Origin of the sequence: Solwaraspora sp. WMMD937, assembly GCF_029581175.1 — a bacterium.
Taxonomy (GTDB): Bacteria; Actinomycetota; Actinomycetes; order Mycobacteriales; family Micromonosporaceae; genus Micromonospora_E.
Window position 1 is genome coordinate 5,241,825 of sequence record NZ_CP120738.1, and the last position, 24,762, is coordinate 5,266,586.

Below are 24,762 nucleotides of genomic sequence, written 5' to 3' on the forward strand. Positions count from 1 at the left end.
AACCGCTCCCGGAACATGGTCCGGTTCGTCAGTACACCTCTTGCGGCAAGCTGGGCGTTGAGCCAGTGTCCGCGGTCCCGTCACCGCCGGTCGCCCCGCCTTCGCCGGTGGCGGCGTCGACCGCGTCGGCCACCTCCGGATGCAGCTGCCCGGCCTCCCGCATCGTTGGCCACAGGCCGGAGCGGGTGAGCAGGTCCCGCACCGGTCCCCGGACGGTGGCCAGGCGCAGCACGACGCCCCGGCTGGCCAGCCGATCCCTGGCCTGGGCCAGGGCGTGCGCGCCGTCGGCGTCGGCGTCGCCGACCGCGCTGGCGTCGACCACCACCGCCCGTAGCGCTTCGCGGGTCTCGGCCAGCGTCAGCAGCCGGTCGGCGAGGTACTGCGCGTTGGCGAAGTACAGCGGCCCGTCGATGCGCAGCACCACCACCTGCGGATCGGTGAGCAGGCCCTGGTAACGGGCCACGTTGCGGAAGGTCGCGGTGCCGGGCACCCGGCCCAGTTCGGCGGTGTGCGGGCGGGCGGACCGGCGCAGGAACACCGCGAGGCTGAACACCAACCCGGCGGCCAGGCCCGGCTCCACCCCGGCGACCAGGGTGACCGCGAAGGTCAGCGCCAGGGTGAACCCGTCGACCCGACGAAGACGCCAGGCCGTCCGGGCGCCCCGGTAGTCGACCAGCCCGAGTACGGCGACCACGACGATCGCCCCGAGCACCGCCTTGGGCAGGTGGTAGAAGGCCGGGGTGAGCAGTAACGCGGTCAGCCCCACCACGCCTGCGGTGACCACCGACGCGACCGGAGTGCGGGCCCCGGCAGAGAAGTTGACCGCGCTGCGGGAGAAGCCGCCGGCCACCGGGAACGCGTGGAAGGCACCGGCAGCGGCGTTCGCCGCGCCGACCGCGACGAGTTCGGCGTTCGGGTCGACGTGCTGGCGGGACCGGGCGGCCAATGACTTGGCTACCGCGATGCCCTCCATGTAGGCGACCAGCGCGATCGCGACCGCGGCCGGCAGCAGGGACCGCAGATCGGCCAGGGCGAGCGCCGGCAGGTCCGGGGTGGGCAGCCCGCTCGGTACGTCCCGCAGGATGGGTACGCCCCGGTTGCCGAGGGCCAGCACGGCGCTGACCGCCGTGACGGCGGCGACGACCAGCAGCGCCGCCGGCACCTTCGGGGCGTACCGACGCAGCAGGACCAGCCCGGCGATGCTGGCCGCAGCGACCGCCACGGTCAGCGGGTGGATCGTGGCGACGCCCTGCCACAGGCTGGCAATGATGCCGGGCAGGTTCTCGGCCCGCTCGACTCGCATCCCGAGCAGGTCCTTGACCTGGCTCGCGGCGATGACGAGCGCTGCGGCCGAGGTGAACCCGGACAGCACCGAGTGGGACAAGAAGTTCACCAGAGCGCCGAGGCGCAGCACCCCCATCAGGACCTGGATGGCACCGGCCAGGCCGGCGAGCAGGCCGGCGAGGGCGGCGTACCGGCCGGGGTCGCCGTCGGCGAGAGGGGCGAGCGCGGTGGCGGTCATCAGCGCGGTGATCGCCACTGGGCCGACGGCGAGCGAACCGGAGGTGCCGAGCAGGGCGTACACCAGCACCGGCACGATCGCCGCGTACAGGCCGGTGACCGGTGGCATGCCGGCGAGGGCAGCGTACGCCATGCTCTGCGGCACCAGCATCACCGCGACGGTGAGGCCGGCGATCAGGTCGTGACGCAGCACGTGCCGGTCGTATCCGCCCCGCCAACCGAGGATGGGCACGATCCGCGCCGGGCCGGTGCGCTCCTGGCGGGGGTACGCGGTGGTGGTCATTCCGCTGCGCCGGCCCGGCTGATCCGGGTGAGTGAGGTGTCGACGTCACACCCGGCGCCCTGGTTGTAGGGCAGGCGGGCCAACAGCACGCCCATGGCGCAGGTGTTGGTCAACGCGGCGACGGTCAGCCCGGCCCCGATGAGTCCGGCGACGTACCGGGCCGGCGGGTACCAGATGCTGGCCAGCACCGAGACCAGCACGATCGCGCCGGCGACCAGGCGCACCTGACGTTCCAGGCTCCACCGCTGGCGGCCCCGGTTGACCGGGGCGCCAGCGGCGATCCAGGCGTTCATCCCACCGTCGAGGACGGTCGCGCCGTCCAGCCCGGCGCTGGCGAGTCTTGCGCAGGCATGGTTGGCCCGGTTGCCGGACTGGCAGATCAGCAGGATGCGGCCGCCAGCGTCGACGACGATCCGGTTGAGGTGCGCGTCCACCTGGTCCAGCGGCAGGTTGATCGCCCCGTCGATGTGGGCGGTCTCGAACTCGGCCGGGGTGCGCACGTCGACGACCAGGGTGTCGGGGTTGTCGGCCAGCAAAGCGCGGGCGGCGGGCACCTGGATGTTCGGGTTGGTGGGGGGCATGTCACTCCTCCGTGCGGTGGTGGTCAGGATTCGGTGGCCAGGTCGGCGACGCCGGCCCCGCTGAGCACGGCGGGCCGGTGGCCGGCGCGGACCAGCAGGCTGGCGGCGATGGCGGCCCGCCGGCCGCTGCCGCAGGCGACGAGGACCGGTCGCTGCGGGTCGAGTTCGGTGGGGATGCCGTCGGTGACCAGGTCGGCGAGGAAGCGTTCGACCGACCCGGGCCAGCTGACCCGTGCCCGCTCGCTCGGCATCCGTACGTCGAGCAGCTGCGCGTCGGGCTGGGCCAGCCGCTGCTGGAAGCTGTCCAGGTCGAGCAGTTCGTAGCCGGGGCCGAGCTGGTCGGCGGGGGCCGGCCGGTGGACGCCCTGGACGGTGTCGAGCCCGATGCGGGCCAGCTGGACGACGGCTTCGGCGACGTCCTGGCCGGGTTCGGCGATCAGCACGACGGGTGCGCCGTACGGCAGCAGCCAGCCGACCCAGCTGCCGAAGTCGTCGGTGAGCTCGATGCCGACGGAGCCGGGCAGCAGGCCGGCGGCCTGGGCGGGCCGTGGCCGGATGTCCAGCAACTGGGTGTCGTCGGTGGTCGGCAGATCGGCGGCGGTGATCTCCGGAGCCTCGACGGCCGGCATCGGCTCGCCGCCGCGCAGATTGGCCGGGCCCATGTACTGGTAGAAGGCCGGGATCGGCATCGGCTCGGCGAGCAGCCGGTCGGCGAACGTCTCCGGGTCGCCGATGCCGAGCAGCGGGTTGGTGTCGACCTCGTCGCCGATGGTGGAGGTGAACCGGCCGGCACCGGTGGCGGTGCAGAACGAGCCTTCACCGTGGGTCGGGTAGAGCTCGACGGCCCGGGGCAGGCCGGCGAGACGGTGCAGCGAGCCGTGCTGCAGCCGGGCCAGGGTGCGGGCCCGGTCGGGGCCGAGCAGGTCGGGTCGGCCGGCGGAGGCGACGAGCAGGCTGCCGCCGGAGAAGACGGCGACCGGCTCACCGTCGATCAGCACCAGGTAGCTGGTGTGTTCCGGGGTGTGACCGGGGGTGTGGACGGGGCGCAGCGTGAGGTTGTCGGCCTTGATGTCCTCGAGGTGGAAGGCGGGGGTGTGCCGGTAGGTCGGTGCCGCGCCGGCCGGCAGGACCAGTTCGGCGCCGGTCCGTCGGGCGAGCTGCGGTCCGCCGGAGACGTAGTCGTTGTGCAGGTGGGTCTCCAGGACGAACCGCAGGTCGACGTCGCGTTCGGCGGCGGCGGCGAGGAACCGGTCGATGTCGCGCTGCGGGTCGACGAGCACCCCCTTGCCCTCGTGGACCAGCAGGTAGGACTGGTCGCCGAGGCCGGGGGTACGGAATGAGATGAGTTCCACGGGTGCTCCTCCGCTCTCGCGTATACCCCTGGGGGTATCTACGAACCCAGTATGTTCGAATGAACGGACATCTGCAAGTGATACCCCCGGGTGTATCGTGTAAACCCAGCTGGGCAGGCCCGAAGCACTAGCCGGAGATCCCGGACCAGGAGGAACTCGCCATGCAGGTCGAGGAGAACACCACGGCGGACGTGGTCAAGCGGTTACGGCGGGCCGAAGGCCAGATCCGCGGCATCATCGCGATGCTGGAGTCCGGCCGGGACTGCGCCGAGGTGGTCACCCAGCTGGCTGCCGTCTCCCGGGCGCTCGACCGGGCCGGCTTCAAGGTCATCGCCAGTGGGCTCGAACAGTGCATAGGCCCCGACAGCGACGCCACCGAGCGCAAGGCCAGCCTGGAGCAGATGGAGAAGCTCTTCCTCTCCCTGGCCTGACACGGCGCCGTCGACGTCTGGATCAGAGTCGACGTCTTGGATCAGGCGGGTGGCCGGGCCCGTACCTCGTCCAGCGCCAGCACCGCGACGTGCAGCGACAGGCATGCCTGCACCGAGTCCAGGTCGACGCCGAGAATCTGCCCCAGCCGGGTCAACCGCTCGTAGAACGCCGGCCGGGACAGGTGCACCGCCGCGGCCGCCGCCGACTTGTTGCGGCCGTGCTCCAGGTACGCCCGCAGCGTGGCCAGCATCCGCTGCCGAGGATGACGGGCCTCGTACGCCAGCAGCGCGCCCAGCTCACGCTCGACGAAGACCTGCAACCGGGGTTCCTCCCGCAGCAGGTGCAGCAGCCCGGCCAGGCCGACGTCCGGCAGCCGCAGCACCTGGTCTGATCGGCGGTCCCGGCGGCCGGCCTCGGCCACCTGGCGGGCCTCGACCAGGCTTCGCCGGGCCTCCCGGACGCCGTCCACCCCGCTGCCGGCGGCGACCACCACCGGCACCGGCTCAGACCGGCGCAACCGGTGCAGCGCGGCCAGCAGACCGTTCAGCGCCGGGTCCGCCGCCGTGGCGTCGCGGACCGCCAGCAGTACGCCGACCGCGTGCTCGTCCAACGGGCTGGCCAGGCCGGTCAGCCCGGCTTCCCGCAACGCCAGGCCGACCGTCTCGGCGAGGTCGCGCAGCCGGGCCTGGACCGTCTCGGCGCTGTCGACCGACGGCACCGCCGCAGCCGGCCCGACCCCGCCGACCCCGTTGACCGATCCGGACTCGGCACCAGAACCGGCGTCCCGGAAGCGGACCGCAACGCCGACCAGATGCCGACGGTCCAGGCCGACGCCGAGCGCCCGGGCCCGCATCGCCACCTCGTCGACCGGCTGCGACCCGTCCAGCAGCGCGGTGAGCAGCGTCCGGTGAATCTGCCGCTCCAGCCCTTCGGCGTCGCGGCGGATCAGCCGGCCCAACGCCAGGGTCGACGCGGCCCGTTCTAGCAGGATCGACCACCGCAGCGGCGGTCCGCCCGGCCCGCTGAGCCCGCCCGAGACACCCGACCCGCCCGAGACACCCGACCCGGCAGCCGGGCAGCGCAGCAGCAGCCGGCCCCAGTCCTGGCCTCGGGCACCGACCATGGTCACCAGCCAGCCGGTGTCCGCGTGATACGCGGTACGCCCGGTCGGCTGGATCCGGCGCGAATGCTGCTCCCAGCCGTCCAGCAGCAGCCGGGGGTTCTCTCCGGCGGTGTGGTAGGCCAGCACCCGGCGGGACAGATTCTCCAGCACCACCGGTGCACCGGCCAGCTCGGCCGCCTGGCGTACCACCTCGGTGGCCTCCGCGCCCTCCACCGACAGCTCGGTGAACCGCTGGTGGATCTCCTCGGTGGCCCGCAGCTCGGCCAGCTGGGCGTCCACGATCAGGGCATGCACCGCCTCGGTGATCAGCACGAACGGGGTCTCCCGGCGCAGCTCCACCAGCGGCAGCCCGCGCCGGTGCGCCGCCGCGGACATCACCTTCGGCACCCCGCCGTGGTAGCGGCGGCCGAGCTCCACCACCAGACCGGATACGCCAACCTCGGCCAGGTCGGCGATGAAGGCCCGCACGCCGGCGTCGTCGCCGGGCAGCCCGATCCCGGTGGTCAGCACCAGCTCACCGCCGCGCAGCAGGCTGGCGATGTCCGGCACCTCGGTAACGTGTACCCAGCGCACCGGTCGGTCCAGACCCTCCTCGGCGGCGACCACCCGGGGTCCGCCGTTCCGCACCGGGTCGAGCGCCAGCACCTCACGGACGGTCGGGAACACCCGCAGAACGCTACCCCGGCGACCGGCACAATGCCCGGTGTGCCAACAACGGAGATCATGGACCCGGACGACGTGCGGATCGCCGACTACCGGGCGCTGACCGACGTCGAGCTGCGGACCCGGTGGGAGCCGCCGAACGGCCTGTTCATCGCCGAGGGCGAGCTGGTCATCGGGCGGGCCCTGCGGGCCGGCTACCGGCTGCGGTCGGTGCTGGTCGACGCCAAGCGGGTCGACCAGCTCGCCGACCTGCCGCCGGACGCGACGGTCTACGCGGCAACCCCGGCGGTGCTGGAGTCGATCACCGGATTCCACGTACACCGGGGGGTGCTCGCCTCGTTCCACCGCCGGGCCCTGCCCAGCCTGAACGAGGTGCTCGACCGGGCCCGCCGGCTGGTCGTCTGCGAAGGGATCAACACGCACACCAACCTGGGTGCGCTGTTCCGCAGCGCGGCGGCGCTCGGCATGGACGCCGTGGTCCTCTCCCCCACCTGCGCGGATCCGCTGTACCGGCGGTCAGTGCGGGTCAGCATGGGCGAGGTGTTCGCGGTGCCGTACGCCCGGGCGGTGGCCTGGCCGGCGGCGCTGGCCACCATCCGTACCGCCGGGTTCCGGCTGCTCGCGATGACCCCGGCACCGGACGCGGTGCCGGTCCAGCGGCTGGACGCCGCGGCCCGGGCCCGACCGGCGCTGCTGCTCGGCGCGGAAGGGCCGGGGTTGAGCACCGCGGCGGTCCAGGCCGCCGACGTACGGGTGGCGGTGCCGATGCGGCGCGGCGTCGACTCACTCAACGTGGCGACGGCGGCGGCGGTCGCCTTCTGGGAGCTGTGCCGCGACGACCCGGCTTAACGCGAGCCGGCCGGGGTGGTCGCCGGCGCCTGGACACTGGGCACCATCCGGCCGGCGGACCAGGCCAGGCCGATCCCGGCGGTGAGAGTGAGGAGCGCGCCGACGGTCTGCAGCGGTCCGGAGAGCAGCCCGACGAGCCCGAGCAGCGGGGACGCGACGATCAGCAGCCAGCCGTCGAGCCGGTTGAACAGCTCCGAGCGCAGCACCGCGGCACCGGCCAGCAGCCAGCCGAAGCTGTACACGGCGGCGCCGACCAGGGCGATCGACCGGGCCGACGTTCCGTAGACGGCCGTATCGTCGGGCAGCCCGACGAACGGGACCGTCGACGCCGTACCAGCCAGGCCGACCAGCAGCGCCGAAACGGCGGTGCCCCGGCTGCGGGCGGCGGCGTGGATTCCGGCGATCGCCACCAGCGCGACCAGCCCCAGCCAGCTGGCGATCACCCAGGAGATCAGGTACGCCGGCCGGCCGTCGACCAGGTCGGGTGCCGGGCCGCCGCCGCGCACGCCACTCAGGCTGCCGATCCCGAACGCGATCGCGTACAGCGGCAACGCCCAGCTGGCGACCCGGCTGAACCGACGGATCGACCACGCCCAGGCCGCGTTGGTGGCCGGGGCGGCCGGGGTGTTCTCCGGTGCGGCGGCGGCCACCACGGCGACCCCGGCGTCGCTGCGGGAGACCACCCGTACCGGGCCGGACCGGCCGACGTTGGACGCGGTGGTCCGGGGTCGGGTGTTCCTGACGGCACGCGTCACGGTGTCGCCTCCCCGCGCTGCGGGGCCCGCGGCGGGCCCTGTCGGCTGTGCTCACTGACCGACCGATCGTGACAGCCGACGACAGCGGTATGCGCGGGTTCCTCGGATTTCCACCGGTCGGGTCGGCCCGGCCCAGCCTCGATCGGCTCGGGCCGGGCCTCGGCTGTGGGTCAGCCGCGTTCGGCCTGCGGGCGCTGCTGCTCGGAGTTCAGCTCGCCGAGCAGCTCGGACGCGGGCACCGGCTCGGGCGCGGGCAGCCCGGCCGGCCGGGCCCTGGCGCCGCCGGCCGCCGTACCGCCGCTGGTGACCTGCTCGGCGGCCCGCACCTCGTCGTTGACCCGTTGCGCCTCGGCGGCGGCGGCCTCGGCCGCCTCGGCCGCCTCCCGCTCCACGGCGCTGGAGTCGACCTGCTGCGACGGCGCGTCACCGACCATCTGGCTGAGCCCGCCGAGCGCCCCGCCCAGACCCTCGAGAGCCTTGGTGAGCTCGGCCGGGACGATCCACATCTTGTTGGACTGGCCGTTGGCGATCTGCGGCAGCGCCTGCAGGTACTGGTAGGCGAGCACCTTCTGACTCGGGTTGGCCTGGTGGATGGCGTCGAAGACGGTCCGGATCGCCTTGGCCTGGCCTTCGGCCTGCAGAATCCGGGCCTGCCGGTCACCGTCGGCGCGCAGCACCGCAGCCTGCTTCTCGCCCTCGGCTCCGAGGATCTGTGACTGCTTGTGCCCCTCGGCGGTGAGGATCGCGGCGCGGCGGTCCCGCTCGGCGCGCATCTGCTTCTCCATCGAGTCGCGGATGCTCGGCGGCGGCTCGATCGCCTTGATCTCCACCCGGGTCACCTTGATGCCCCACCGGCCGGTGGTCTCGTCCAGCACGCCGGACAGGTGCTGGTTGATCTCCTCGCGGCTGGTCAGCGCGCGCTCCAGGTCGAGCGAGCCGATGACGTTACGCAGCGTGGTGACGGTGAGCTGCTCGATCGCTTGCAGGAAGTTGGCGATCTCGTAGGTGGCGGCCCGGGGGTCGACAACCTTGAAGTAGAGGACCGTGTCGATCGACACCACCAGGTTGTCCGAGGTGATCACCGGTTGGGGCGGGAAGCTGACCACCTGTTCCCGCATGTCGACCTTGGCCCGTACGGTGTCGATGAACGGGACGAGCAGGTTGAGACCGGGAGTCAGGGTGCGCTGGTACCGGCCGAGCCGTTCGACCAGGTCCATCCGCTGCTGCGGAACGATGCGCACCGCCCGGATCAGGGTCAGCACCGTGATCAGGGCGACCGCCCCGACCAGCACCGCGATCACTAAGTCCATCGTCGTTCACCTTCTCGGCTCGGGATGTTGATGCCGGCTCGGGGTGTTCATGCCGGTCCGCCGCCGGTGACGTCGTCCCGCCAGACCAGCGCGGTGACGCCTTTGACCTGGATCACCTGTACCCGTTCGCCGGGGGCGAAGACCTGGGTGCCGTCGTAGGAGCGGGCGCTCCACAACTCGCCGTCGATCTTGACCTGGCCGCCGTCCGCGTCCACCCGCTCCAGCACCAGCGCCGAGGCTCCCTCAATCGCCTGTACGCCGAACGGCTCCTCGCCACCGCTGAGCGCGGACTGCCGGTGCCGCTGGATGGCCGGCCGGACGGCGACCACGGTCAGCGCCGAGACGGCGGCGAAGACCAGGCCCTGGGCGGCCACCGGGGCACCGAGAGCGGCGGCGATCGCCGCGGCGAACGCGCCGGCGGCGAACATGACGAGGAACAGCGTCGCGGTGAACAATTCCGCGACCGCGAGCACGACGCCCAATACGATCCACAGGACGGGTTCCACACACCGATCGTGACATGTGCGCGCACCACCGGCGACCGCCAAACCGACAAATCGGGCAGCTATCGGTGAGTCGGACCAGATCGGCCACCCTAAGTCAGGATCCCTTCTATCTGAGTCACGAGCAAGGAGCATGTAGGCGTGTCCGCACCCCTGTCCCCCGACACCATCAGCATGATCGACACTGCGGTCGCCGAGACCCAGTCGTACGGCCGGGCACCGTCCGTCGTCCTCGGCGTGCTCCGGGACCGTCGGCTGGTGCACGTCGCGTCCGCCGGTGACCACCCGACACCCCACCCCGACCTGCAGTACCGGATCGGCTCGATCACCAAGACCTTCACCGCAACGCTGGTACTGCGGCTGCGCGACGCCGGCCGGCTCGACCTCGACGACCGGCTTCGCGACCACCTGCCCGACGTCCCGTTCGAGCGGATCACCCTGCGTCAGCTCCTCGGCCACGCCGCCGGCCTGCAACGCGAACCGGACAGTGACGGCTGGTGGGAACGCGTCACCGGCACCGACGTCGCCACCCTGCTGGCCAGGCTCGGACCGGACAAGATGGCCTTTCCGCCGCACCGCACGTACCACTACTCGAACCTGGCGTACGGGCTGCTCGGCGCCGCCCTGCAGCGGATCACCGGCACGCCGTGGGCCGACCTGGTCGCCACCGACATCCTCGGCCCGCTCGGCATGACCCGCACCACCTACCACCCCACCGACCCGTACGCCGCCGGCTACGTGGTGCACCCGTGGCACGGCACGCTGCGGGAGGAGCCGCGTACCGACACCGGCGCGATGGCCCCCGCCGGCCAGCTCTGGTCCACCGTCGCCGACCTCAGCCGGTGGGCCGCGTTCCTCGCCGACCCGGACCCGGCGGTGCTGGACCCCGCCACGATGGCGGAGATGTGCCTGCCGGTGGCGATCAACGACCCGCAGCGGTGGACCGGCGGCCACGGGCTCGGCCCCGAGCTGTACCGGGTCGGGGAACGGGTCTTCGCCGGCCACGGCGGCTCGATGCCCGGCTACGTGGCGCTGCTCGCCGTACACCGCGCCACCGGCACCGGCGTGGTGGCCTTCGCCAACTCCTACGGCTTCGCCCGGGGCAGTATCCGCGAGCTGGGGCTGCGGGTGCTGGTCGAGGTGCTCGACCGGGAACCGGCCGCGCCACAGCCGTGGCGGCCGGGCACCCGGCCGCCGCCGGAGATCGACGCCATCTGCGGCCGATGGTGGTGGATGGGACGGGAGATGCAGGTCTCCTGGGACGCCGACGCCGCCGAGCTGGTCCTCACCCTGCTCGGGCCGGTGCAGCCGGTGACGTCGCGGTTCGGCGCAGCGGGTGCGGACCGCTGGCAGGGCCGCAGCGGCGCCCAGCAGGGCGAGATCCTCACCGTACGGCGTGGACCGACCGGCACCCCGACGGCGCTGGACCTGGCCACCTTCGTCCTCACCCGCGACCCGGACGACCTCGGCTGACCGGACGACCTCAGCTAAGCGGACGACCTCGGCTAAGCGGACGCCGGCTCACTGCGGCGGTACGGTGACGAAGTCGATCAGCCGCTCCATCGCGTTGATCAGCGGCGTCTCCACGTCCTGGTAGCTGTGCACACTGGACAGGATCCGACGCCACAGCTGCGCCGGATCGGACACGCCGACCGCCGCGCAGATGCCTTCCTTCCACGGCTGTCCGGGTGGGATCCGGGGCCACTGCCGCAACCCTATCCGGTCCGGTTTGACCGCCTGCCACACGTCCACGTACGGATGCCCGGTGACCAGCACGTACGGCGAGGTGACCGGGGCGACGACCCGGCTCTCCTTGGACCCGGGGACCAGGTGGTCGACCAGCACGCCGAGCCGGCGCTGCGGGCCGGGCGCGAACCCGGCCACCGCAGCGGCCAGGCCGTCGATGCCGTCCAACGGTTCGACGACGACACCCTCGACCCGCAGGTCGTCACCCCAGATCCGTTCGATGAGCGCGGCGTCGTGCACCCCCTCCACCCAGATCCGGCTGGCCTGGGCCACCCGGGCCGGTCGGTGGCCGACCGCGACCGAACCGGAGGCGGTGCGCTGCCGCTGCCGGGGCGCGGCGGGTGCCCGGGGCGGCCGGCGCAGCGTCACCGGCTGGCCGTCCAGCAGAAAACCGGCCGGGACCAGTGGGAAATGCCGTCGGCGACCGTGCCGGTCCTCCAGTGTCACCGCGCCGGACTCGAAGCCGACGACCGCGCCGCAGAAACCGGAGTCGGCGTCCTCCACCACGAGGTCCGGCTCGGCGTCGACCTCCGGCACCACCCGACGGCGGCGCCAGTTGCCCGCCAACACGTCGTCGCCGTACCGTTGGTCACCGCCCACGTCCGGCAGGCTAACCGCACCGGGCGACGGTGGCCCGCCGACGCGCCGACCGGACACCCCGACGGGGACCTGCCGCCCGGTGTCGAGACAACCGACAGCGCGGCACGTACCCTAGCGTGCATGTCCCCCGCAGCAGGCGCGGCGACCCTCGCGACGCGCCGCTCCAGCCGCTTCGTGGCCTGGGTGCGCGCATGGCGCGCCGGCCTGGTGCCGTACGACGAGATAGCCGACGAGATAGCCGGCGACGAGGAGCATCTGGTCGCCGACGCACCCGGTGCCTGGACCGACCTGCCGTTGCGCGACGCACTGTCCTGCTTCGCGAAGCTGCCGCCGGACGAGATCCGGCTGGCGTTGCCGGCGCCCGGCGACCCGCGCGGTCTGCCCGGTCCGGGTGAGTTCACCGGCGCCGCGCTGCTCGCCGGCGAGGCGGTGGTGGCCCGCGGGCTGGGCGTCATCCCCGAAGTACGCTCGCACACGTCCGGGTCCGGGGTCACCTTCGAGACGGTGCTGTGGCGGATCTACCCGCTGCCGCAGGAGCTACCCGCCGCCGGGCACGCCGGGCCGAGCGCCGCCGAAGCCGAGGCCGAGCTGTCCACCGCGCTGGCCGAGACGACCACGGCGCTGACCCGGCTGGACGTCGCCCACTGGCGGCCGGAGCTGGCCGGGGCGCTGGCCGCGCTGCGCCGCCCGGACGGCGGGATGGACCTGCCACCCGGCTTCGATCCGCGGGCTCGCCGGCTGTTCGCCCGGGCCAGCGTGCTGGACCAGGTGCTGGCGCTCGCCGAGCACGTCGCCCCCGGTGGCGCCGTCAACGGCTACGAGGCCCAGCAGCGCGACGCCGCGCTGCGACCGCTGACCACCGCCTGCCGCCGGGCGCTGGTCGCCGCCTGCAACGCCCCGCTGCGGCCCTGACTGCCGATCGCGCCGGACGCCCCGACCAGATCTCGTCTCGATCAGATCTCGTCGATCAGGTCGGCCACCGATGCGACGATCCGCGACGGCCGGTACGGGTAACGGTCGATGTCGGTACGGCTGCTGATCCCGGTGAGCACCAGGATCGTCTGCAGCCCCGCCTCCAGCCCGCACAGCACGTCGGTGTCCATCCGGTCACCGATCATCGCGGTGCTCTCCGAGTGCGCGTCGATCGTGTTCAACGCCGACCGCATCATCATCGGGTTCGGCTTGCCGACGAAGTACGGCTCCACCCCGGTCGCCTTCGAGATCATCGCCGCGACCGAGCCGGCCGCCGGCAGCGCGCCCTCGGTCGACGGCCCGGTCGGGTCCGGGTTGGTGCAGATGAACCGGGCACCGCCGTTGATCAGCCGGACCGCCTTGGTGATCGCCTCGAAGCTGTAGGTGCGGGTCTCCCCCAGCACCACGTAGTCCGGGGCGTAGTCGGACAGGATGTAGCCGACCGCGTGCATCGCCGTGGTCAGCCCGGCCTCACCGATGACGTACGCGGTGCCCCCCGGCCGCTGGTCGGCGAGAAACTGCGCGGTGGCCAGCGCCGCTGTCCAGATCGCCTGCTCCGGCACGTCGAAACCCATCCGGGTGAGCCGGGCCTGCAGATCGCGAGGGGTGTAGATGGAGTTGTTGGTCAGCACCAGGAACGGTTTGCCGGAAGCGCGCAGCCGGTTGATGAACTCCGGCGCACCGGGGACCGGTTGGCCCTCGTGCACCAGCACACCGTCCATGTCGGTCAGCCAACTCTCGACGGGCTTACGGTCGGTCACGAGGATCTCCGGGGGGTGGAAGAGGCAATGCAGCAGTTCACCGGGCAGGTGTCCCAGACCGGCAGCGTACCGAGCCGCGCCCGGGTGAGGGCGCCGTCCGGGCGCAGCCGTTCCGACACCAGGTCCCGGACCATCGACACAAAGGCCGGGTGGGTGCCGGGGCTGGCCGCCCGGGCGTACGCCAGACCGAGCTGCTTGGCGGTCGCTGCGGCCTCGGTGTCCAGGTCCCAGACCACCTCCAGGTGATCGGAGACGAAACCGATCGGGCTGACTACCACTGCGTCGACCCCCTGACCGGCGAGTTCGCGCAGGTGGTCGTTGACGTCCGGCTCCAGCCAGGGCACCTGCGGCGGCCCGGACCGGCTCTGCCAGACCAGGTCGTACGGCAGCTCCGGGGCGGCGTCGGCGGCGACCAGCCGGGCGGTCTCGGCCAGCTGGGCCTGGTAACGCCCGCCCTCCGGGCCGGCGGCGGCCGCCGCGCTGGTCGGGACCGAATGGGCGGTGAACACCAGCCGGGTACGCCGACGCAGCGCCGGGTCGATCGTGTCCAGCGCGGCCCGGACCGCTTCGACGTGCGGACCGACGAACCCGGGATGGTCGTGGAACTGCCGCAGCTTGTCGATCACCGGGGCGTCCGGGCCGACCGCCGCCCGCGCCACCGCGATGTCCTCCTGGTACTGCCGGCACGACGAGTAGCCGCCGTAGGCGCTGGTGGCGAAGGCGAGGGCGCGGCGGACCCCGTCGTCGCGCATCCGGGCCACCGTGTCGGTCAGCATCGGATGCCAGTTACGGTTGCCCCAGTAGACCGGCAGATCGAGCCCGTGGGCGGCGAAGTCGGCGCGAATCGCGGCAAGCAACTCCCGGCACTGCTGGTTGATCGGCGACACACCGCCGAAGTGCTGGTAATGCTCGGCGACCTCGGCCAGCCGTTCCGGCGGCACGTTGCGGCCCCGGGTCACGTTGCGCAGGAAGGGCAGCACGTCCGGCGGACCTTCCGGGCCGCCGAACGACAGCAGAACCAGTGCGTCGTACGCCATGCGCCCTATTGTTCCTGGTCGGGCCGGACCCGGCGGCGGCGCATCCCGAAGATCAGGCGCCGATGGCGTGGAAGCCGCCGTCGACGTGCACGATCTCACCGGTGGTCGCCGGGAACCAGTCCGACAGCAGCGCCAGGCAGGCCCGGGCGGCCGGCTCCTGATCGGTCAACTGCCAGCCCAGCGGCGCCCGCTCGGTCCAGGCCTGCTCGAAGGCCTCGAAGCCGGGGATCGACTTGGCCGCCATGGTGCGCAGCGGGCCGGCGGAGACCAGGTTGCTGCGGATACCCTTCGGTCCCAGGTGCAGCGCCAGGTAGCGGGACGCGGACTCCAGGCCGGCCTTGGCGACCCCCATCCAGTCGTAGACCGGCCAGGCCAGGGTGGCGTCGAAGGTCAGCCCGACGACCGCGCCGCCGGGACGCATCAGCGGCAGCGCCGCCATCGCCAGCGACTTGTACGAGAAGGTGGAGATGTGCAGCGCGGTGGCCACGTCGTCCCAGGGCGCGTCGAGGAACCCGCCACCGAGGCAACTCTGCGGGGCGAACCCGATCGAGTGCACCACCCCGTCGAGGCCGTCGACGTGTCCGCCGACCTTGTCGGCCAGGCCGGCCAGGTGCTCCGGGTTGGTCACATCGAGCTCGATCACCGGCGCTTCGGCCGGCAGCCGCTTGGCGATCCGCTCCACCAGCGACATCCGGCCGAAGCCGGTGAGCACGACGGTGGCACCGTTCTCCTGGGCGAGCTTCGCCACCGAGAAGGCGATCGACTGGTCGGTGATGACGCCGGTGACGAGCAGCCGCTTACCGGCCAGCAGTGCGGACACAGGTTTCTCCGTTCGGTGTTCGGTAGCCAGGTCGGGTCGGTGCGGTGTCGCAGGTCGGTGCGGCGTCGACGGTCAGTGCCCCATGCCGAGGCCGCCGTCGACGGGAATGACCGCCCCACAGATGTAACCGGCGGAGTCGCCCGCGAGCCACGTCACCGCGGCGGCCACCTCGTCGGCGGTGGCGAACCGGCCAGCCGGGATGGCTTTGCGGTACTCGGCCTTGCGCTCCTCGGGCAGCGCCGCCGTCATGTCGGTCTCCACGTAGCCGGGGGCGACGACGTTGGCGGTGATGTTGCGTCCGCCGAGTTCGCGGGTGATCGACCGGGCCATGCCGACCAGGCCGGCCTTGCTCGCCGCGTAGTTGACCTGACCGGGTGAGCCGAGCAGGCCGACCACCGACGAGATGAAGATCAGCCGGCCCCAGCGGGCCCGCAGCATCTTCGTCGAAGCGCGCTTGGCACAGCGGTACGCGCCGGTCAGGTTGGTGTCCAGCACCGAGGTGAACTGCTCCTCGGACATTCGCAGCAGCAGTGTGTCGTCGGTGACGCCGGCGTTGGCGACCAGCACCTCGACCGGCCCGAGCTCGGCTTCGACCGCGCCGAAGGCCTGGTCGACCGAGTCGGCGTCGGTGACGTCGCAGCGTACGCCGAACAGGCCGGCCTGCTCGTCGAAGCCGGACCGGTAGGTGACCGCGACCCGGTCGCCCTGCTTCGCGAACGTCTGCGCGATCGCCAGGCCGATGCCCCGGTTACCGCCGGTGACCAGTACGGTGCGGGCCACGTTCCCCCCTCGTCGTCGATGATCCGGCCTTGGAGACTAGGTGCTACCGCCGGGTAAGCAGTAACCCGGGGGTACTACCCCTGTGGTGTCCTGACACCAGGTCGGTCCGGTCGTAGCCTCACAGTGGTGAACGGTGGGACGGTCCAGCAGGTGCGCCAGGCACTGCGGCACCTGGTCGTCGGGCCGGACCTCCCGCCACCACCGGCCCCGCCGACGGACAACCGCAGGCGTGCCGTCGGCAGGTGGCTGGCGTTCGCCCTGTTCCTCGTCGTCAGCGTCGTCGCCGCCCTCGACCAGCAGGGCACCGGACTGCTGCCCGCGCCGGTCGGGCTGATCCTCGGCTTCGTCACCGTCGCACCGGCGGCGCTCGCCTATCACCGGCCACTGTGGGCCTGGCGGATCTCGATCCTCCTGCTGTTCTTCGGCGCCGTCTGGCACCTCTACCCCGGCCCGGACCCGTGGAGCCTGTTCCAGGTCCTGGCGCTGCTGTTCGTGCTGGCGATACTCGCCGGCCGGGCCGAGCTGGCCGTCTCGGCGGCGGCGGGAGCCGTCACGGCAGTGCCCGTGCTGGTGTTCGTCGCCCCGAACCCCGGCCTCTGGCTGCTCGCCGTCCTGGCGGTGGTCGTCGCGGCGATGGACCAGGTGCGCCGGCGACGCGTCAGCCAGCATGCCCTCGCCAGCCAGACCGTCGTCACCCAGCAGGAGCAGCAGCGGCGGGCGGTGCTGGAGGAACGCGCCCGGATCGCCCGCGAGATGCACGACGTCGTCGCCCACCACATGTCGATGATCGCCGTCCAGGCGGAGACCGCGCCGTACCGGCTGACCGCAATGACCGAGCCGACCCGTGACGAGTTCACCGCGATCGCCGGTGCCGCCCGGTCGGCGCTGGGCGACATGCGCCGGCTGCTCGGGGTGCTGCGCAGTGAGACCGAACAGGCGCACCGCGCACCGCAACCCGGGCTGGGTGACATCGCCACGATGGTGGAGGCCACCCGCCGGGCCGGCCTCGACGCCGAGCTGGTGGCGGACCCGCGACTCGACCGGGTCGCGGTGGCCGGGCCGGTCGGGCTGGCGGCGTACCGGATCGTGCAGGAGGCGCTGGCCAACGCCGGCCGGCACGCACCGGGCGCGGCGGTACTGGTGGAGCTACGCGCCGGAGCCGACCAGCTGATGATCCGGGTCGGCAACGGGCCGGCCACGCTGGCCGCCGGTGCGGAACGGTCCATCGGCGGCCACGGCGTCGTCGGCATGCGGGAACGGGCCGAGCTGCTCGGCGGAAGCTTCGCAGCCGGCCCGGACGGCAGGTCCGGTTTCGTGGTCACCGCCGGGTTGCCGTACCGGACGGTTGACACCGACGCCCGCACCGACGCGGCCCGCGACGCCGGCCCGGACATCGGCCGGCCGGGTAGCGTGCCCGACGACGACCGAAGGACAAGATGATCAAAGTGCTGATCGCCGACGACCAGGCAATGGTCCGGCAGGGTTTCGGTGCGCTGCTCGGCGCCCAACCGGACCTGGTGGTGGTCGGTGACGCCGCCAACGGTGCCGACGCGGTCAGCGCGGCCCGCCGGCTCGACCCCGACGTGGTGCTGATGGACGTACGGATGCCGGTGCTGGACGGGCTCGCCGCCACCCGGCAACTGCTCGACGGCCGGTCCCGCGACAAACCACCCCGGGTGCTCATCCTCACCACGTTCGACCTCGACGACTACGTCTACGAGGCGCTGCGCGCCGGGGCCAGCGGGTTCCTGCTCAAGGACGCGCCGGCGGCCGACCTGGTCAACGCGGTACGGGTGGTGGCCGCCGGGGACGGACTGCTGTCACCGTCGGTCACCCGCCGGCTGATCGCCGAGTTCGCCGCCCGCCCCGGGCAGCACCGTCCCCGACCGGTGTCGCTGACCACACTGACCGACCGGGAGACCGAGGTGCTGCGGTTGATTGCCCGGGGCCGGTCCAACAGCGAGATCGCCGCCGACCTGGTCGTGGCCGAGCAGACCGTCAAGACCCATGTCGGACGGATCCTCAGCAAGCTGGGGTTGCGCGACCGGGCACAGGCGGTGGTCGTCGCGTACGAGTCCGGTCTGGTCACCGCCGGCGAGTAGCTCCCCGGTAGCACGCCGGTTCTGGCTCTGCGGCACGACGCGGCGCGACCCGTCGCCACCGCAGGCTCACCGGTATGCGTATCCGACTGATCGTCCTCGCGACGTTGTGCGGCGTCACCCTGGGCACCGCGCCGACCGGTCCCGGCGGACCGTGGCCGGACACCACTGGCCGGCGGTTCCTGGCCTTCGACACCAGCGGCGACGGCACCGCCGTCGAAGTAGTCGGCGATCTGGCGACCAGCCGCCGGATCGCGGTGCTGGTGCCCGGTACGGACAACACGCTGGCTACCTTCGACCGTGGCCTCGACGGGGTCACCCACCGCGCCCCGGCAGTGCAGGCCCGGGTGCTGTACGGGGCGGCGCACCGCCGCGAACCGCGTACCGCCGTGGTGGCCTGGCTCGGCTACGACCCGCCGGAGGGGTTCGGACCGGCGGCGCTGCGCTGGGACCGGGCCGAGGACGGCGCGGCCGCGCTGGTCGATTTCGTCGCCGACCTGTGCCGGCGGCAGCCGACCGCCTCCGTCGTGGTCGTCGGGCACAGCTACGGCGCGCTCGTCGCCGGGCTGGCCGCCGCGCGGCTCGACGGCTGCGTCACCGACCTGGTCGCGCTCGGCGCGCCCGGGATGGGTGCGCCGCGCGTCGACGATCTGGGCACTCCGGCCCGGGTCTGGCAGGCCACCGCCGCCGACGACTGGATCCGGCGGGTGCCGGCGGTACGGCTGGCTGGTTTCGGCCACGGCACGGCACCGTCGACACCGTCGTTCGGCGCCCGACCGCTGCCCACCGACGGCGTCGACGGACACGACGGCTACCTGCAGGCAGGCAGCGGCACCCTGGCCGCGCTGGCCGAACTCGTCGCGGGCGACCCGGCTGACCTGGTCGCCGCCGACCCGGCCGGTTCCGTCCCGCAGGCGATGGCGGTGGCCCGGTGAACAGGCCGCAGACCACGGTGAACAGGCCGCAGACGGAGTTGGCGGCGACGTCACAGCGGGAGCCGGTCGTCGACCTGATCCGGGCGCTCGCCGTCGTCGGCGTGGTCGCCGGCCACTGGTGGGTCACCGCCGTGGTACTGACCGACGACGGGGTGCTGCAGACCGCCAGCCCGCTGACCGATATGCCGTGGCTGAGCCCGCTGACCTGGCTGGCGCAGACCCTCGGCCTGTTGTTCTTCGCGGCCGGGTTCGCCGCGGCGCGCAGCAGCAACCCGGCCGGCCGGGCCGGAGGGCTCCGGACGCCCGGTGGGCTCCGAGCGCTTCGCGGGCCGCTGACCGGGCTGGCCGGGGGCCTGGCGCTGGCGCTGGTCGTCGGCTACCTCGCCGGCGCACCGACCGGCAGCCTGGTGACCGTCGCGACGCTCACCGTCAGTCCGTTGTGGTTCCTCGTGGTGCTGCTGGTCCTGCGGGCGGTCAGCGGACCGCTGCTGCGTGGCGTCCGGCAGGGCCCGGAGCGGGCGCTGGTGATCGTGACGCCACTGGTGACGGCGGCGCTCACCGTGGTCACCGCCGCCGACCTCGGGCACCTGCCGCCGGTGCTCGCCGTGTTCGCCGCCTGGCTGATGCCGTTCCTCGCCGGGCTGCTGATGGCCGAGTACGGTCCACCGCCGGCGCGCTGCGCGGTGGGCCTGCTGGTCGGCGGCGTGGTGGTGCTGACCGTGCTGACCGTCGTCGGCGGGTACCCGGCCAGCGCGGTCGGCGTACCGGGGCAGGTCCGGTCGAACCTGAACCCCCCGTCGCTGGCGACGCTGGCGTTGGTGGCCGCGCAGGTCGGTGCGGCCGGGCTGGCGGTCCGGTGGCTGCGAGGGCGGATCGACACCACTGCCCGGTGGTGGTCGGTGGTCGCGGCGGTGAACCGGCACGCGCTCGGCGTCTACCTGTGGCACCAGCCGGTACTGGTCGGGCTGACGGTCGCCGCGCTGTGGCTGGCCGGCGGGACCGCCGTCGCCGGGGTGCACACCGCGCCGGAGCATCCCGGGTGGCTGGTCGACCGGGCCGTCTACCTGCCGGTTCTCGCCGTCGCGCTGATCACGTTGCGGCGGATTGTGCCGACCCGCCGGCCCGGGTGTACGCTCTTGCCCGGTTCAACGGCCGGACGACCTGTGGAGGTGATCGCTGTGCGAGATAGCGATCCTCCTAGTCGTCGCCGGGCCACCGGTCGAGCGCGCTGAGGTCGGCGCGGCTCCCGGTGCGCCCGTGCGATCTGCCCGTGTCGCCCCGTCAGCCCGCCCGCCGGTCACCCTGATCCACAGGTGGCCGGCCCGTCGCCGGAGTCCACCCTCGATGAACCGATACGTCGCACCACTGGGGTTCACCCTGGCCGCCGTCTGGATCGCCGTCATCTTCGTACTGGCCAGCGGCGCACGGTGACGGGTCCCGGCCCGGCGGGTGTCCGTCTCCCGCCGGGCCGGGCCCTGTCACCCGCAGGGCCGGTCGAGCCGTCTCACGGCAGCCGCGAGGTCCACAGCAGACTGAGTACCGCCGCGCCCAACGCCAGCAGCAACGCCAGGGCCGCGTACCACTGGGTTATCTCCCGGGGCACGGTCCGCTGCCCGATCGACGAGCCCATGTCCTCGTACACCTGGTTGAGCTCGCCGACCGACGCCGCCTCGTAGAAGAAGCCGTTGGTCGCCTCGGCCAGCTCGGCCAGCGCGAACCGGTCCACCGGCACCCGCTGCACCTGGTTGCCGATCTGCACCTGGCCGTCGTCGGTGCCGAACGCGATCGTCGACACCGGTACGTTGGCCGCCGACGCCGACGCAGCGGCCTCCTCGACCGACCGGCCCGAGGTGCGGTAGCCGTCCGACAGCAGCACGATCCGGGCCGGCGGCGGGCCCTGCGCACCGTCGGTCGGCACCAGCCGGATCGCCTCCAACGAAGTGAACACGGCCTCGCCGGTGGCGGTGGCCTCGGCCAGCACCAGACCGTCGATCGCCTGGGACACCGCAGCCCGGTCCTTGGTCGGCGAGACCAGCACGTTCGCCGACTTGGCGAACGCGACCAGCCCGATGTTGTAGCCCTCCGGCAGCTCCGCGACGAACTCCTTCGCCGCCTGCTGGGCCGCCTCGATCCGACTCGGAGTCACGTCGTCGGCCTCCATCGACAGCGACACGTCGATGGCGAGCATGACAGTGGCCCGCTCCAGCGACTCCTCGGTGTCGATCGACGGCCGGGCCAGCGCCGACGCCAGCACCAGCAGACTCAGCAGGAACGCCCCGGCGGCCAGGTGACGGCGCCAACCCAGACCGCGCGGAGCCAGCGTACGCAGCAGGTCCACGTTGGTGAACCGGACCGCGTACGCCTTGCGGCGGAACTGACGCCACACGTACATCCCGGCGATCGCCAGGACCGGCAGCAGGGCGAGCAGCCACCAGGGCTGCAGGAAACGGATCATCGAGCTTCGCTTTCCGGGCGCGGGGTGGGGGCCGGGCGGGCGATGCCACGGGTACGGGCGTGCCGCTGCCCGGCGACGAACCGGACGATGTCCAGCAGCCAGTCCGAGTCGGTCCGCAGCCGCAGATGGGCCGCGCCGGCGCCGCGCAGAGTCTGCGCGATCGCCGCCCGCTGGGCCCCGGCCGCCTCGGCGTACCGCCGGCGCAGCCGCGGATCGGCGGTCTGCACCTCGTGCAGCGTGCCGGTCTCCGGGTCGGCCAGGGTCAGCACGCCGGCGTCGGGCAGCTCCAGTTCACGCGGATCGACCACCTCGACGGCGAGGACGTCGTGGCGGACTGCGAGTTTGCGGACCTGCCGGCCCCACTGCTGCGGCGAGGCCAGGAAGTCGGAGATCACCACGGCGACGCCACGGCGACGCGGCGGCCGGTTCAGCATGTCGATCAGGGCGCCGAGGTCGCTGCGGCCGGGTCGGGACTGGGTGCCGGCGATCGCCCGCAGCAGCCCGTGCGCCTCCTTGCGGCCGGTCCGCGCCGGCAGCCGGGTGAGGACGCCGCCGAGCGCCGGATCACCGGTGCCGATCACCGCGCCCACCCGGTTGCCGCCCCGCGCGCTCAGGTGCACCATCGCCGCCGCCGCCGAGACGGCCAGGTCCCGCTTGAGACAGCGGGCGGTGCCGAAGTCCAGGCTGGCCGACAGGTCCACCGCCACCCAGGCTTCCAACTCCCGGTCGGCGACGGTACGCCGTACGTGCGGCACGGTGGTCCGGGCCGTCACCGGCCAGTCCATCCGGCGTACGTCGTCACCGGGCCGGTACTCGGTCGACTCACCGGCCTCACTACCCGGACCGGGCAGCAGCCCCACGTAGTCGCCCTGCAGCAGGCCGTCGAGCTTGCGGGTGACGGTCAGGTAGAGCCGGGAGAGCACCGCCTCCGCCCGGCCCGAGCTCGGCACCGCAGTGGTCACTGCGACTGCCCGGGCCAGCCGGCGCCACCGGGCGGGCCGGGCACCGCGGCGGCCGGCGCGGCATGTCCCATCGGTCCCACCGCCTGCGGCGTCGCATTCTGCCGGGGGGCGACCGACGGCAGCGGCACCGTCTGCATGATCCGCCCGACGACGTGGTCGGCGGGCACGTCGTCGGCGAGCGCGTCGTAGCTGAGCACCAGCCGGTGGCGCAGGATGTCCGGGGCGATGTCCTGCACGTCCTGCGGCAACGCGTAGTCGCGCCCGCGCAGCAGCGCCAATGCCCGGGTGGCCCGCACGATGCCCAGCGAGGCGCGCGGGCTGGCCCCGTACTGGATCAGCTGCGCGACGTCCGGCATGCCGTGCTCGGCTGGCGCCCGGGTGGCCAGCACCAGGCGTACGGTGTAGTCGACCAGCGCGTTGTGCACGAACACCTTGTCCGCCTTGCGCTGCAGGTCGACCAGGTCGGTGGGCTTGAAGACGACGCTCGGCTGCGGCGCCTCCACCCCCATCCGGTAGACGATCTCCCGCTCCTCCGCGTCGGTCGGATAGCCCACCACGATCTTCATCAGGAACCGGTCGCGCTGGGCCTCCGGCAGCGGGTAGACGCCCTCCTGCTCGATCGGGTTCTGGGTGGCCATCACCAGGAACGGATCCGGTACCGGGTGCGTCTGCCCGCCCAGCGACACCTGCCGCTCGCTCATCACCTCGAGCAGCGCCGACTGCACCTTGGCCGGCGCACGGTTGATCTCATCGGCGAGCAGGAAGTTGACGAACACCGGCCCGAGCTCGATGTCGAACTTCTCGCTGGACTGCCGGTAGATCCGGGTGCCGACCAGGTCGGCGGGAACCAGGTCGGGGGTGAACTGGATCCGGGCGAACGAGCCACCGACGACGGTGGCCAGCGTCTCCACGGCGAGCGTCTTCGCCACCCCGGGGACGCCTTCCAGTAGGCAGTGACCCCGGGCGAGGAGCGCGACGAACATCCGCTCGACCATCCGGTCCTGACCGACGATGACCCGTTTGACCTCGAACATCGCCCGCTCCAGCAGGGTCGCGTCGGCGGCCGGTGTCGCCTCGGGGGGCGACGGTGGCGCAGCGGTCGGTGTCGAAGATTCGGGCGTGGTCGGCTGGGCCACCGGTCCTCCACAGCGTGCTCTGGTGTCGTCAGGGTTCTGGCGTCGTCGGGTCGAAAAGGTCGTGCCGCACTAAGCGTCGCACGCCGGTCCGAACCGGCGGGCAGGGGCCGAGAAAGCACCGCCCGGTGGGTAGACACGAGGGGGATCGGCGTGTGTACGATTCAGCCGTCGCCGGGCGGCTTCCCCCGTGGCCGCCCGGCGCTCACTCCTTCCAGGTGCGTGCCGCCCTGTCCCGGCGCCGTCCCGGCCTGGCGCCGGCCTCGCCTGGTACCGACCTAGACTCGTACCGTGGCCGCACCCCCCGATTCCGCCGACACCGCACCGGGCGAGCAGTTGGTCTGTTCTGCCAAGGGTTGCCGTGCCCCGGCGATCTGGGCGCTCAACTGGAACAATCCCCGGCTGCACCAGCCCGAACGCCGCAAGACCTGGTTGGCCTGCGCCGACCATCGGGACCGGCTCGGCGACTTCCTGCACGTACGTGGATTCCTCCGCGACGTGGCGCCGCTTGGCTGATCGCCTACGCTCGTAAGGGTGACCGAACAGTCCGCCGCACCGGCAGCCCCGATCAGCCCGTTGGAGCCCTGGCCGGAGACGGTGCAGTGGCAGCCCGTCTCCCGCGACCTGGTCTGGGTGGAGCTGATCCGGCTCGCCATCGGGATGAGTTTCCTGCTCGTCGGGCTCGGGGTCGGCTGGGCGATCACCGGTTTCTGGTTCGTCGGCGTCGGCTTCGCCGCCGCCGTGCTGCTCACCGTGCTACGGGTGGTGGCGACGGTACGGGCCGTCTATGCCTGGGGGTACGCCGAGCGCGACGACGACCTGCTGGTGCGGCACGGGCTGCTGGTCCGCCGGCTGTCGATCGTCCCGTACGCCCGGATGCAGTTCGTCGACGTCTCCGCCGGCCCGTTGGAGCGGGCCTTCGACCTGGCGACCGTGCAGCTGCACACGGCCGCGGCGGCCAGCGACGCCCGGGTGCCCGGGCTGCGGCCCGCCGAGGCGTCCCGGCTACGGGACCGGCTCACCGCACTCGGCGAGATCCGGGCGGAGGGTCTGTGAGCCAGCCGCACGATCCGGTCCCGCCGCCGTACCC

General features: G+C 72.9%; 25 protein-coding genes. 10 read left to right on the top strand and 15 right to left on the bottom strand.

Annotation, left to right across the window (positions count from 1 at the left end; all coding sequences use genetic code 11):
* Nucleotides 1-28 precede the first annotated feature (28 nt).
* The 3 genes from sulP to O7621_RS23105 are packed head-to-tail and all read right to left on the bottom strand — an operon-like array spanning nucleotide 29 to nucleotide 3,737.
* A complete protein-coding gene (gene sulP / locus O7621_RS23095; RefSeq protein WP_282231198.1) occupies nucleotides 29-1,804 on the bottom strand; it encodes a sulfate permease in 1,776 nt (591 codons plus the stop codon).
* Complete coding sequence (locus O7621_RS23100) at nucleotides 1,801-2,385, bottom strand: rhodanese-like domain-containing protein (RefSeq protein WP_282231199.1); 585 nt, start codon at nucleotides 2,383-2,385, stop codon at nucleotides 1,801-1,803. The genes sulP and O7621_RS23100 overlap by 4 nt, the downstream gene beginning before the upstream one ends.
* A gap of 23 nt (nucleotides 2,386-2,408) precedes the next feature.
* Complete coding sequence (locus O7621_RS23105; protein WP_282231200.1) at nucleotides 2,409-3,737, bottom strand: MBL fold metallo-hydrolase; 1,329 nt, start codon at nucleotides 3,735-3,737, stop codon at nucleotides 2,409-2,411.
* A gap of 161 nt (nucleotides 3,738-3,898) precedes the next feature.
* Between O7621_RS23105 and O7621_RS23110 the strand changes: the two genes are divergently transcribed.
* On the top strand, nucleotides 3,899-4,168 hold the full coding sequence (locus O7621_RS23110) for a metal-sensitive transcriptional regulator (RefSeq protein ID WP_282231201.1): 270 nt from the start codon (nucleotides 3,899-3,901) through the stop codon (nucleotides 4,166-4,168).
* A 41-nt stretch (nucleotides 4,169-4,209) separates the two neighbouring features.
* Here the strand turns inward: O7621_RS23110 and O7621_RS23115 are convergent, their stop codons facing one another.
* Nucleotides 4,210-5,958, bottom strand: coding sequence for a PucR family transcriptional regulator ligand-binding domain-containing protein (locus tag O7621_RS23115; RefSeq protein WP_282231202.1), 1,749 nt, complete (start codon nucleotides 5,956-5,958; stop codon nucleotides 4,210-4,212).
* 57 nt (nucleotides 5,959-6,015) lie between these two features.
* On the opposite strand from O7621_RS23115, the gene O7621_RS23120 reads away from it, so the two are divergent.
* Nucleotides 6,016-6,804 carry an RNA methyltransferase gene (locus O7621_RS23120; protein ID WP_282234695.1) on the top strand — a complete coding sequence of 263 codons (789 nt, stop codon included), beginning with the start codon at nucleotides 6,016-6,018 and terminating at the stop codon, nucleotides 6,802-6,804.
* On the opposite strand, the gene O7621_RS23125 is transcribed toward O7621_RS23120, so the two are convergent.
* The 3 genes from O7621_RS23125 to O7621_RS23135 all read right to left on the bottom strand — a co-directional run bounded on the left by O7621_RS23125 (nucleotide 6,801) and on the right by O7621_RS23135 (nucleotide 9,375).
* The gene (locus tag O7621_RS23125) at nucleotides 6,801-7,559 is read right to left on the bottom strand and encodes a hypothetical protein (RefSeq protein WP_282231203.1); all 759 of its coding nucleotides are present in this window, start codon (nucleotides 7,557-7,559) and stop codon (nucleotides 6,801-6,803) included. The genes O7621_RS23120 and O7621_RS23125 overlap by 4 nt on opposite strands.
* A gap of 170 nt (nucleotides 7,560-7,729) precedes the next feature.
* On the bottom strand, nucleotides 7,730-8,869 hold the full coding sequence (locus tag O7621_RS23130) for an SPFH domain-containing protein (protein WP_282231204.1): 1,140 nt from the start codon (nucleotides 8,867-8,869) through the stop codon (nucleotides 7,730-7,732).
* A gap of 47 nt (nucleotides 8,870-8,916) precedes the next feature.
* The gene (locus tag O7621_RS23135; RefSeq protein WP_282231205.1) at nucleotides 8,917-9,375 is read right to left on the bottom strand and encodes an NfeD family protein; all 459 of its coding nucleotides are present in this window, start codon (nucleotides 9,373-9,375) and stop codon (nucleotides 8,917-8,919) included.
* 171 nt (nucleotides 9,376-9,546) lie between these two features.
* Here O7621_RS23135 and O7621_RS23140 point away from each other — a divergent pair, with 171 nt between their 5' ends.
* A complete protein-coding gene (locus O7621_RS23140) occupies nucleotides 9,547-10,845 on the top strand; it encodes a serine hydrolase domain-containing protein (RefSeq protein ID WP_282234696.1) in 1,299 nt (432 codons plus the stop codon).
* 48 nt (nucleotides 10,846-10,893) lie between these two features.
* On the opposite strand, the gene O7621_RS23145 is transcribed toward O7621_RS23140, so the two are convergent.
* The gene (locus O7621_RS23145; protein ID WP_282231206.1) at nucleotides 10,894-11,718 is read right to left on the bottom strand and encodes a DUF3097 domain-containing protein; all 825 of its coding nucleotides are present in this window, start codon (nucleotides 11,716-11,718) and stop codon (nucleotides 10,894-10,896) included.
* A gap of 120 nt (nucleotides 11,719-11,838) precedes the next feature.
* Here O7621_RS23145 and O7621_RS23150 point away from each other — a divergent pair, with 120 nt between their 5' ends.
* Nucleotides 11,839-12,630: a hypothetical protein gene (locus O7621_RS23150; protein WP_123602363.1), complete on the top strand. Its 792-nt coding sequence runs from the start codon at nucleotides 11,839-11,841 to the stop codon at nucleotides 12,628-12,630.
* A gap of 41 nt (nucleotides 12,631-12,671) precedes the next feature.
* Here the strand turns inward: O7621_RS23150 and O7621_RS23155 are convergent, their stop codons facing one another.
* The 4 genes from O7621_RS23155 to fabG form a co-directional block, all read right to left on the bottom strand.
* A complete protein-coding gene (locus O7621_RS23155; RefSeq protein ID WP_281555368.1) occupies nucleotides 12,672-13,451 on the bottom strand; it encodes an HAD-IIA family hydrolase in 780 nt (259 codons plus the stop codon).
* Nucleotides 13,448-14,488 (bottom strand): ferrochelatase, encoded by a 1,041-nt coding sequence (locus O7621_RS23160; RefSeq protein ID WP_282231207.1) that lies wholly within the window; start codon nucleotides 14,486-14,488, stop codon nucleotides 13,448-13,450. The genes O7621_RS23155 and O7621_RS23160 overlap by 4 nt, the downstream gene beginning before the upstream one ends.
* 52 nt (nucleotides 14,489-14,540) lie before the next feature.
* The gene (gene fabI, locus O7621_RS23165; RefSeq protein WP_278169843.1) at nucleotides 14,541-15,308 is read right to left on the bottom strand and encodes an enoyl-ACP reductase FabI; all 768 of its coding nucleotides are present in this window, start codon (nucleotides 15,306-15,308) and stop codon (nucleotides 14,541-14,543) included.
* Nucleotides 15,309-15,380: 72 nt separating this feature from the next.
* Nucleotides 15,381-16,088, bottom strand: coding sequence for a 3-oxoacyl-ACP reductase FabG (gene fabG / locus O7621_RS23170; RefSeq protein ID WP_282231208.1), 708 nt, complete (start codon nucleotides 16,086-16,088; stop codon nucleotides 15,381-15,383).
* A 126-nt stretch (nucleotides 16,089-16,214) separates the two neighbouring features.
* Here fabG and O7621_RS23175 point away from each other — a divergent pair, with 126 nt between their 5' ends.
* The 4 genes from O7621_RS23175 to O7621_RS23190 all read left to right on the top strand — a co-directional run bounded on the left by O7621_RS23175 (nucleotide 16,215) and on the right by O7621_RS23190 (nucleotide 20,354).
* Nucleotides 16,215-17,528, top strand: coding sequence for a histidine kinase (locus O7621_RS23175; RefSeq protein WP_282231209.1), 1,314 nt, complete (start codon nucleotides 16,215-16,217; stop codon nucleotides 17,526-17,528).
* Nucleotides 17,525-18,190 carry a response regulator transcription factor gene (locus tag O7621_RS23180; protein WP_282231210.1) on the top strand — a complete coding sequence of 222 codons (666 nt, stop codon included), beginning with the start codon at nucleotides 17,525-17,527 and terminating at the stop codon, nucleotides 18,188-18,190. The genes O7621_RS23175 and O7621_RS23180 overlap by 4 nt, the downstream gene beginning before the upstream one ends.
* A 74-nt stretch (nucleotides 18,191-18,264) precedes the next feature.
* The gene (locus tag O7621_RS23185) at nucleotides 18,265-19,122 is read left to right on the top strand and encodes an alpha/beta hydrolase (protein WP_282231211.1); all 858 of its coding nucleotides are present in this window, start codon (nucleotides 18,265-18,267) and stop codon (nucleotides 19,120-19,122) included.
* On the top strand, nucleotides 19,119-20,354 hold the full coding sequence (locus O7621_RS23190) for an acyltransferase family protein (RefSeq protein WP_282231212.1): 1,236 nt from the start codon (nucleotides 19,119-19,121) through the stop codon (nucleotides 20,352-20,354). Before O7621_RS23185 ends, O7621_RS23190 begins: the two co-directional genes overlap by 4 nt.
* Nucleotides 20,355-20,626: 272 nt before the next feature.
* Here O7621_RS23190 and O7621_RS23195 read toward each other — a convergent pair whose 3' ends face one another.
* From O7621_RS23195 to O7621_RS23205, 3 genes are read right to left on the bottom strand one after another with little or no spacing between them, the layout of a single operon-like run.
* Complete coding sequence (locus O7621_RS23195; RefSeq protein WP_282231213.1) at nucleotides 20,627-21,577, bottom strand: VWA domain-containing protein; 951 nt, start codon at nucleotides 21,575-21,577, stop codon at nucleotides 20,627-20,629.
* Nucleotides 21,574-22,539 carry a DUF58 domain-containing protein gene (locus O7621_RS23200; protein ID WP_282231214.1) on the bottom strand — a complete coding sequence of 322 codons (966 nt, stop codon included), beginning with the start codon at nucleotides 22,537-22,539 and terminating at the stop codon, nucleotides 21,574-21,576. Before O7621_RS23200 ends, O7621_RS23195 begins: the two co-directional genes overlap by 4 nt.
* On the bottom strand, nucleotides 22,536-23,675 hold the full coding sequence (locus O7621_RS23205) for a MoxR family ATPase (RefSeq protein ID WP_282231215.1): 1,140 nt from the start codon (nucleotides 23,673-23,675) through the stop codon (nucleotides 22,536-22,538). Before O7621_RS23205 ends, O7621_RS23200 begins: the two co-directional genes overlap by 4 nt.
* A 288-nt stretch (nucleotides 23,676-23,963) precedes the next feature.
* Here O7621_RS23205 and O7621_RS23210 point away from each other — a divergent pair, with 288 nt between their 5' ends.
* Both O7621_RS23210 and O7621_RS23215 read left to right on the top strand, forming a co-directional pair.
* Entirely contained in the window at nucleotides 23,964-24,188 is a 225-nt protein-coding gene (locus O7621_RS23210) for a hypothetical protein (protein ID WP_282231216.1), read from the top strand.
* Between the two features lie 18 nt (nucleotides 24,189-24,206).
* Nucleotides 24,207-24,728, top strand: a complete 522-nt coding sequence (locus tag O7621_RS23215; RefSeq protein ID WP_281567327.1) for a PH domain-containing protein — start codon at nucleotides 24,207-24,209, stop codon at nucleotides 24,726-24,728.
* The last annotated feature ends 34 nt before the right edge of the window (nucleotides 24,729-24,762 follow it).

What these genes read in the sequence shown, in the direction of transcription:
- sulP (WP_282231198.1), bottom strand. Translation starts at nt 1,804, where the DNA reads ATGACCACCACCGCGTACCCCCGCCAGGAGCGCACCGGCCCGGCGCGG.
- O7621_RS23100 (WP_282231199.1), bottom strand. Translation starts at nt 2,385, where the DNA reads ATGCCCCCCACCAACCCGAACATCCAGGTGCCCGCCGCCCGCGCTTTG.
- O7621_RS23110 (WP_282231201.1), top strand. Translation starts at nt 3,899, where the DNA reads ATGCAGGTCGAGGAGAACACCACGGCGGACGTGGTCAAGCGGTTACGG.
- O7621_RS23120 (WP_282234695.1), top strand. Translation starts at nt 6,016, where the DNA reads ATGGACCCGGACGACGTGCGGATCGCCGACTACCGGGCGCTGACCGAC.
- O7621_RS23130 (WP_282231204.1), bottom strand. Translation starts at nt 8,869, where the DNA reads ATGGACTTAGTGATCGCGGTGCTGGTCGGGGCGGTCGCCCTGATCACG.
- O7621_RS23140 (WP_282234696.1), top strand. Translation starts at nt 9,547, where the DNA reads ATGATCGACACTGCGGTCGCCGAGACCCAGTCGTACGGCCGGGCACCG.
- O7621_RS23150 (WP_123602363.1), top strand. Translation starts at nt 11,839, where the DNA reads ATGTCCCCCGCAGCAGGCGCGGCGACCCTCGCGACGCGCCGCTCCAGC.
- O7621_RS23160 (WP_282231207.1), bottom strand. Translation starts at nt 14,488, where the DNA reads ATGGCGTACGACGCACTGGTTCTGCTGTCGTTCGGCGGCCCGGAAGGT.
- O7621_RS23180 (WP_282231210.1), top strand. Translation starts at nt 17,525, where the DNA reads ATGATCAAAGTGCTGATCGCCGACGACCAGGCAATGGTCCGGCAGGGT.
- O7621_RS23185 (WP_282231211.1), top strand. Translation starts at nt 18,265, where the DNA reads ATGCGTATCCGACTGATCGTCCTCGCGACGTTGTGCGGCGTCACCCTG.
- O7621_RS23195 (WP_282231213.1), bottom strand. Translation starts at nt 21,577, where the DNA reads ATGATCCGTTTCCTGCAGCCCTGGTGGCTGCTCGCCCTGCTGCCGGTC.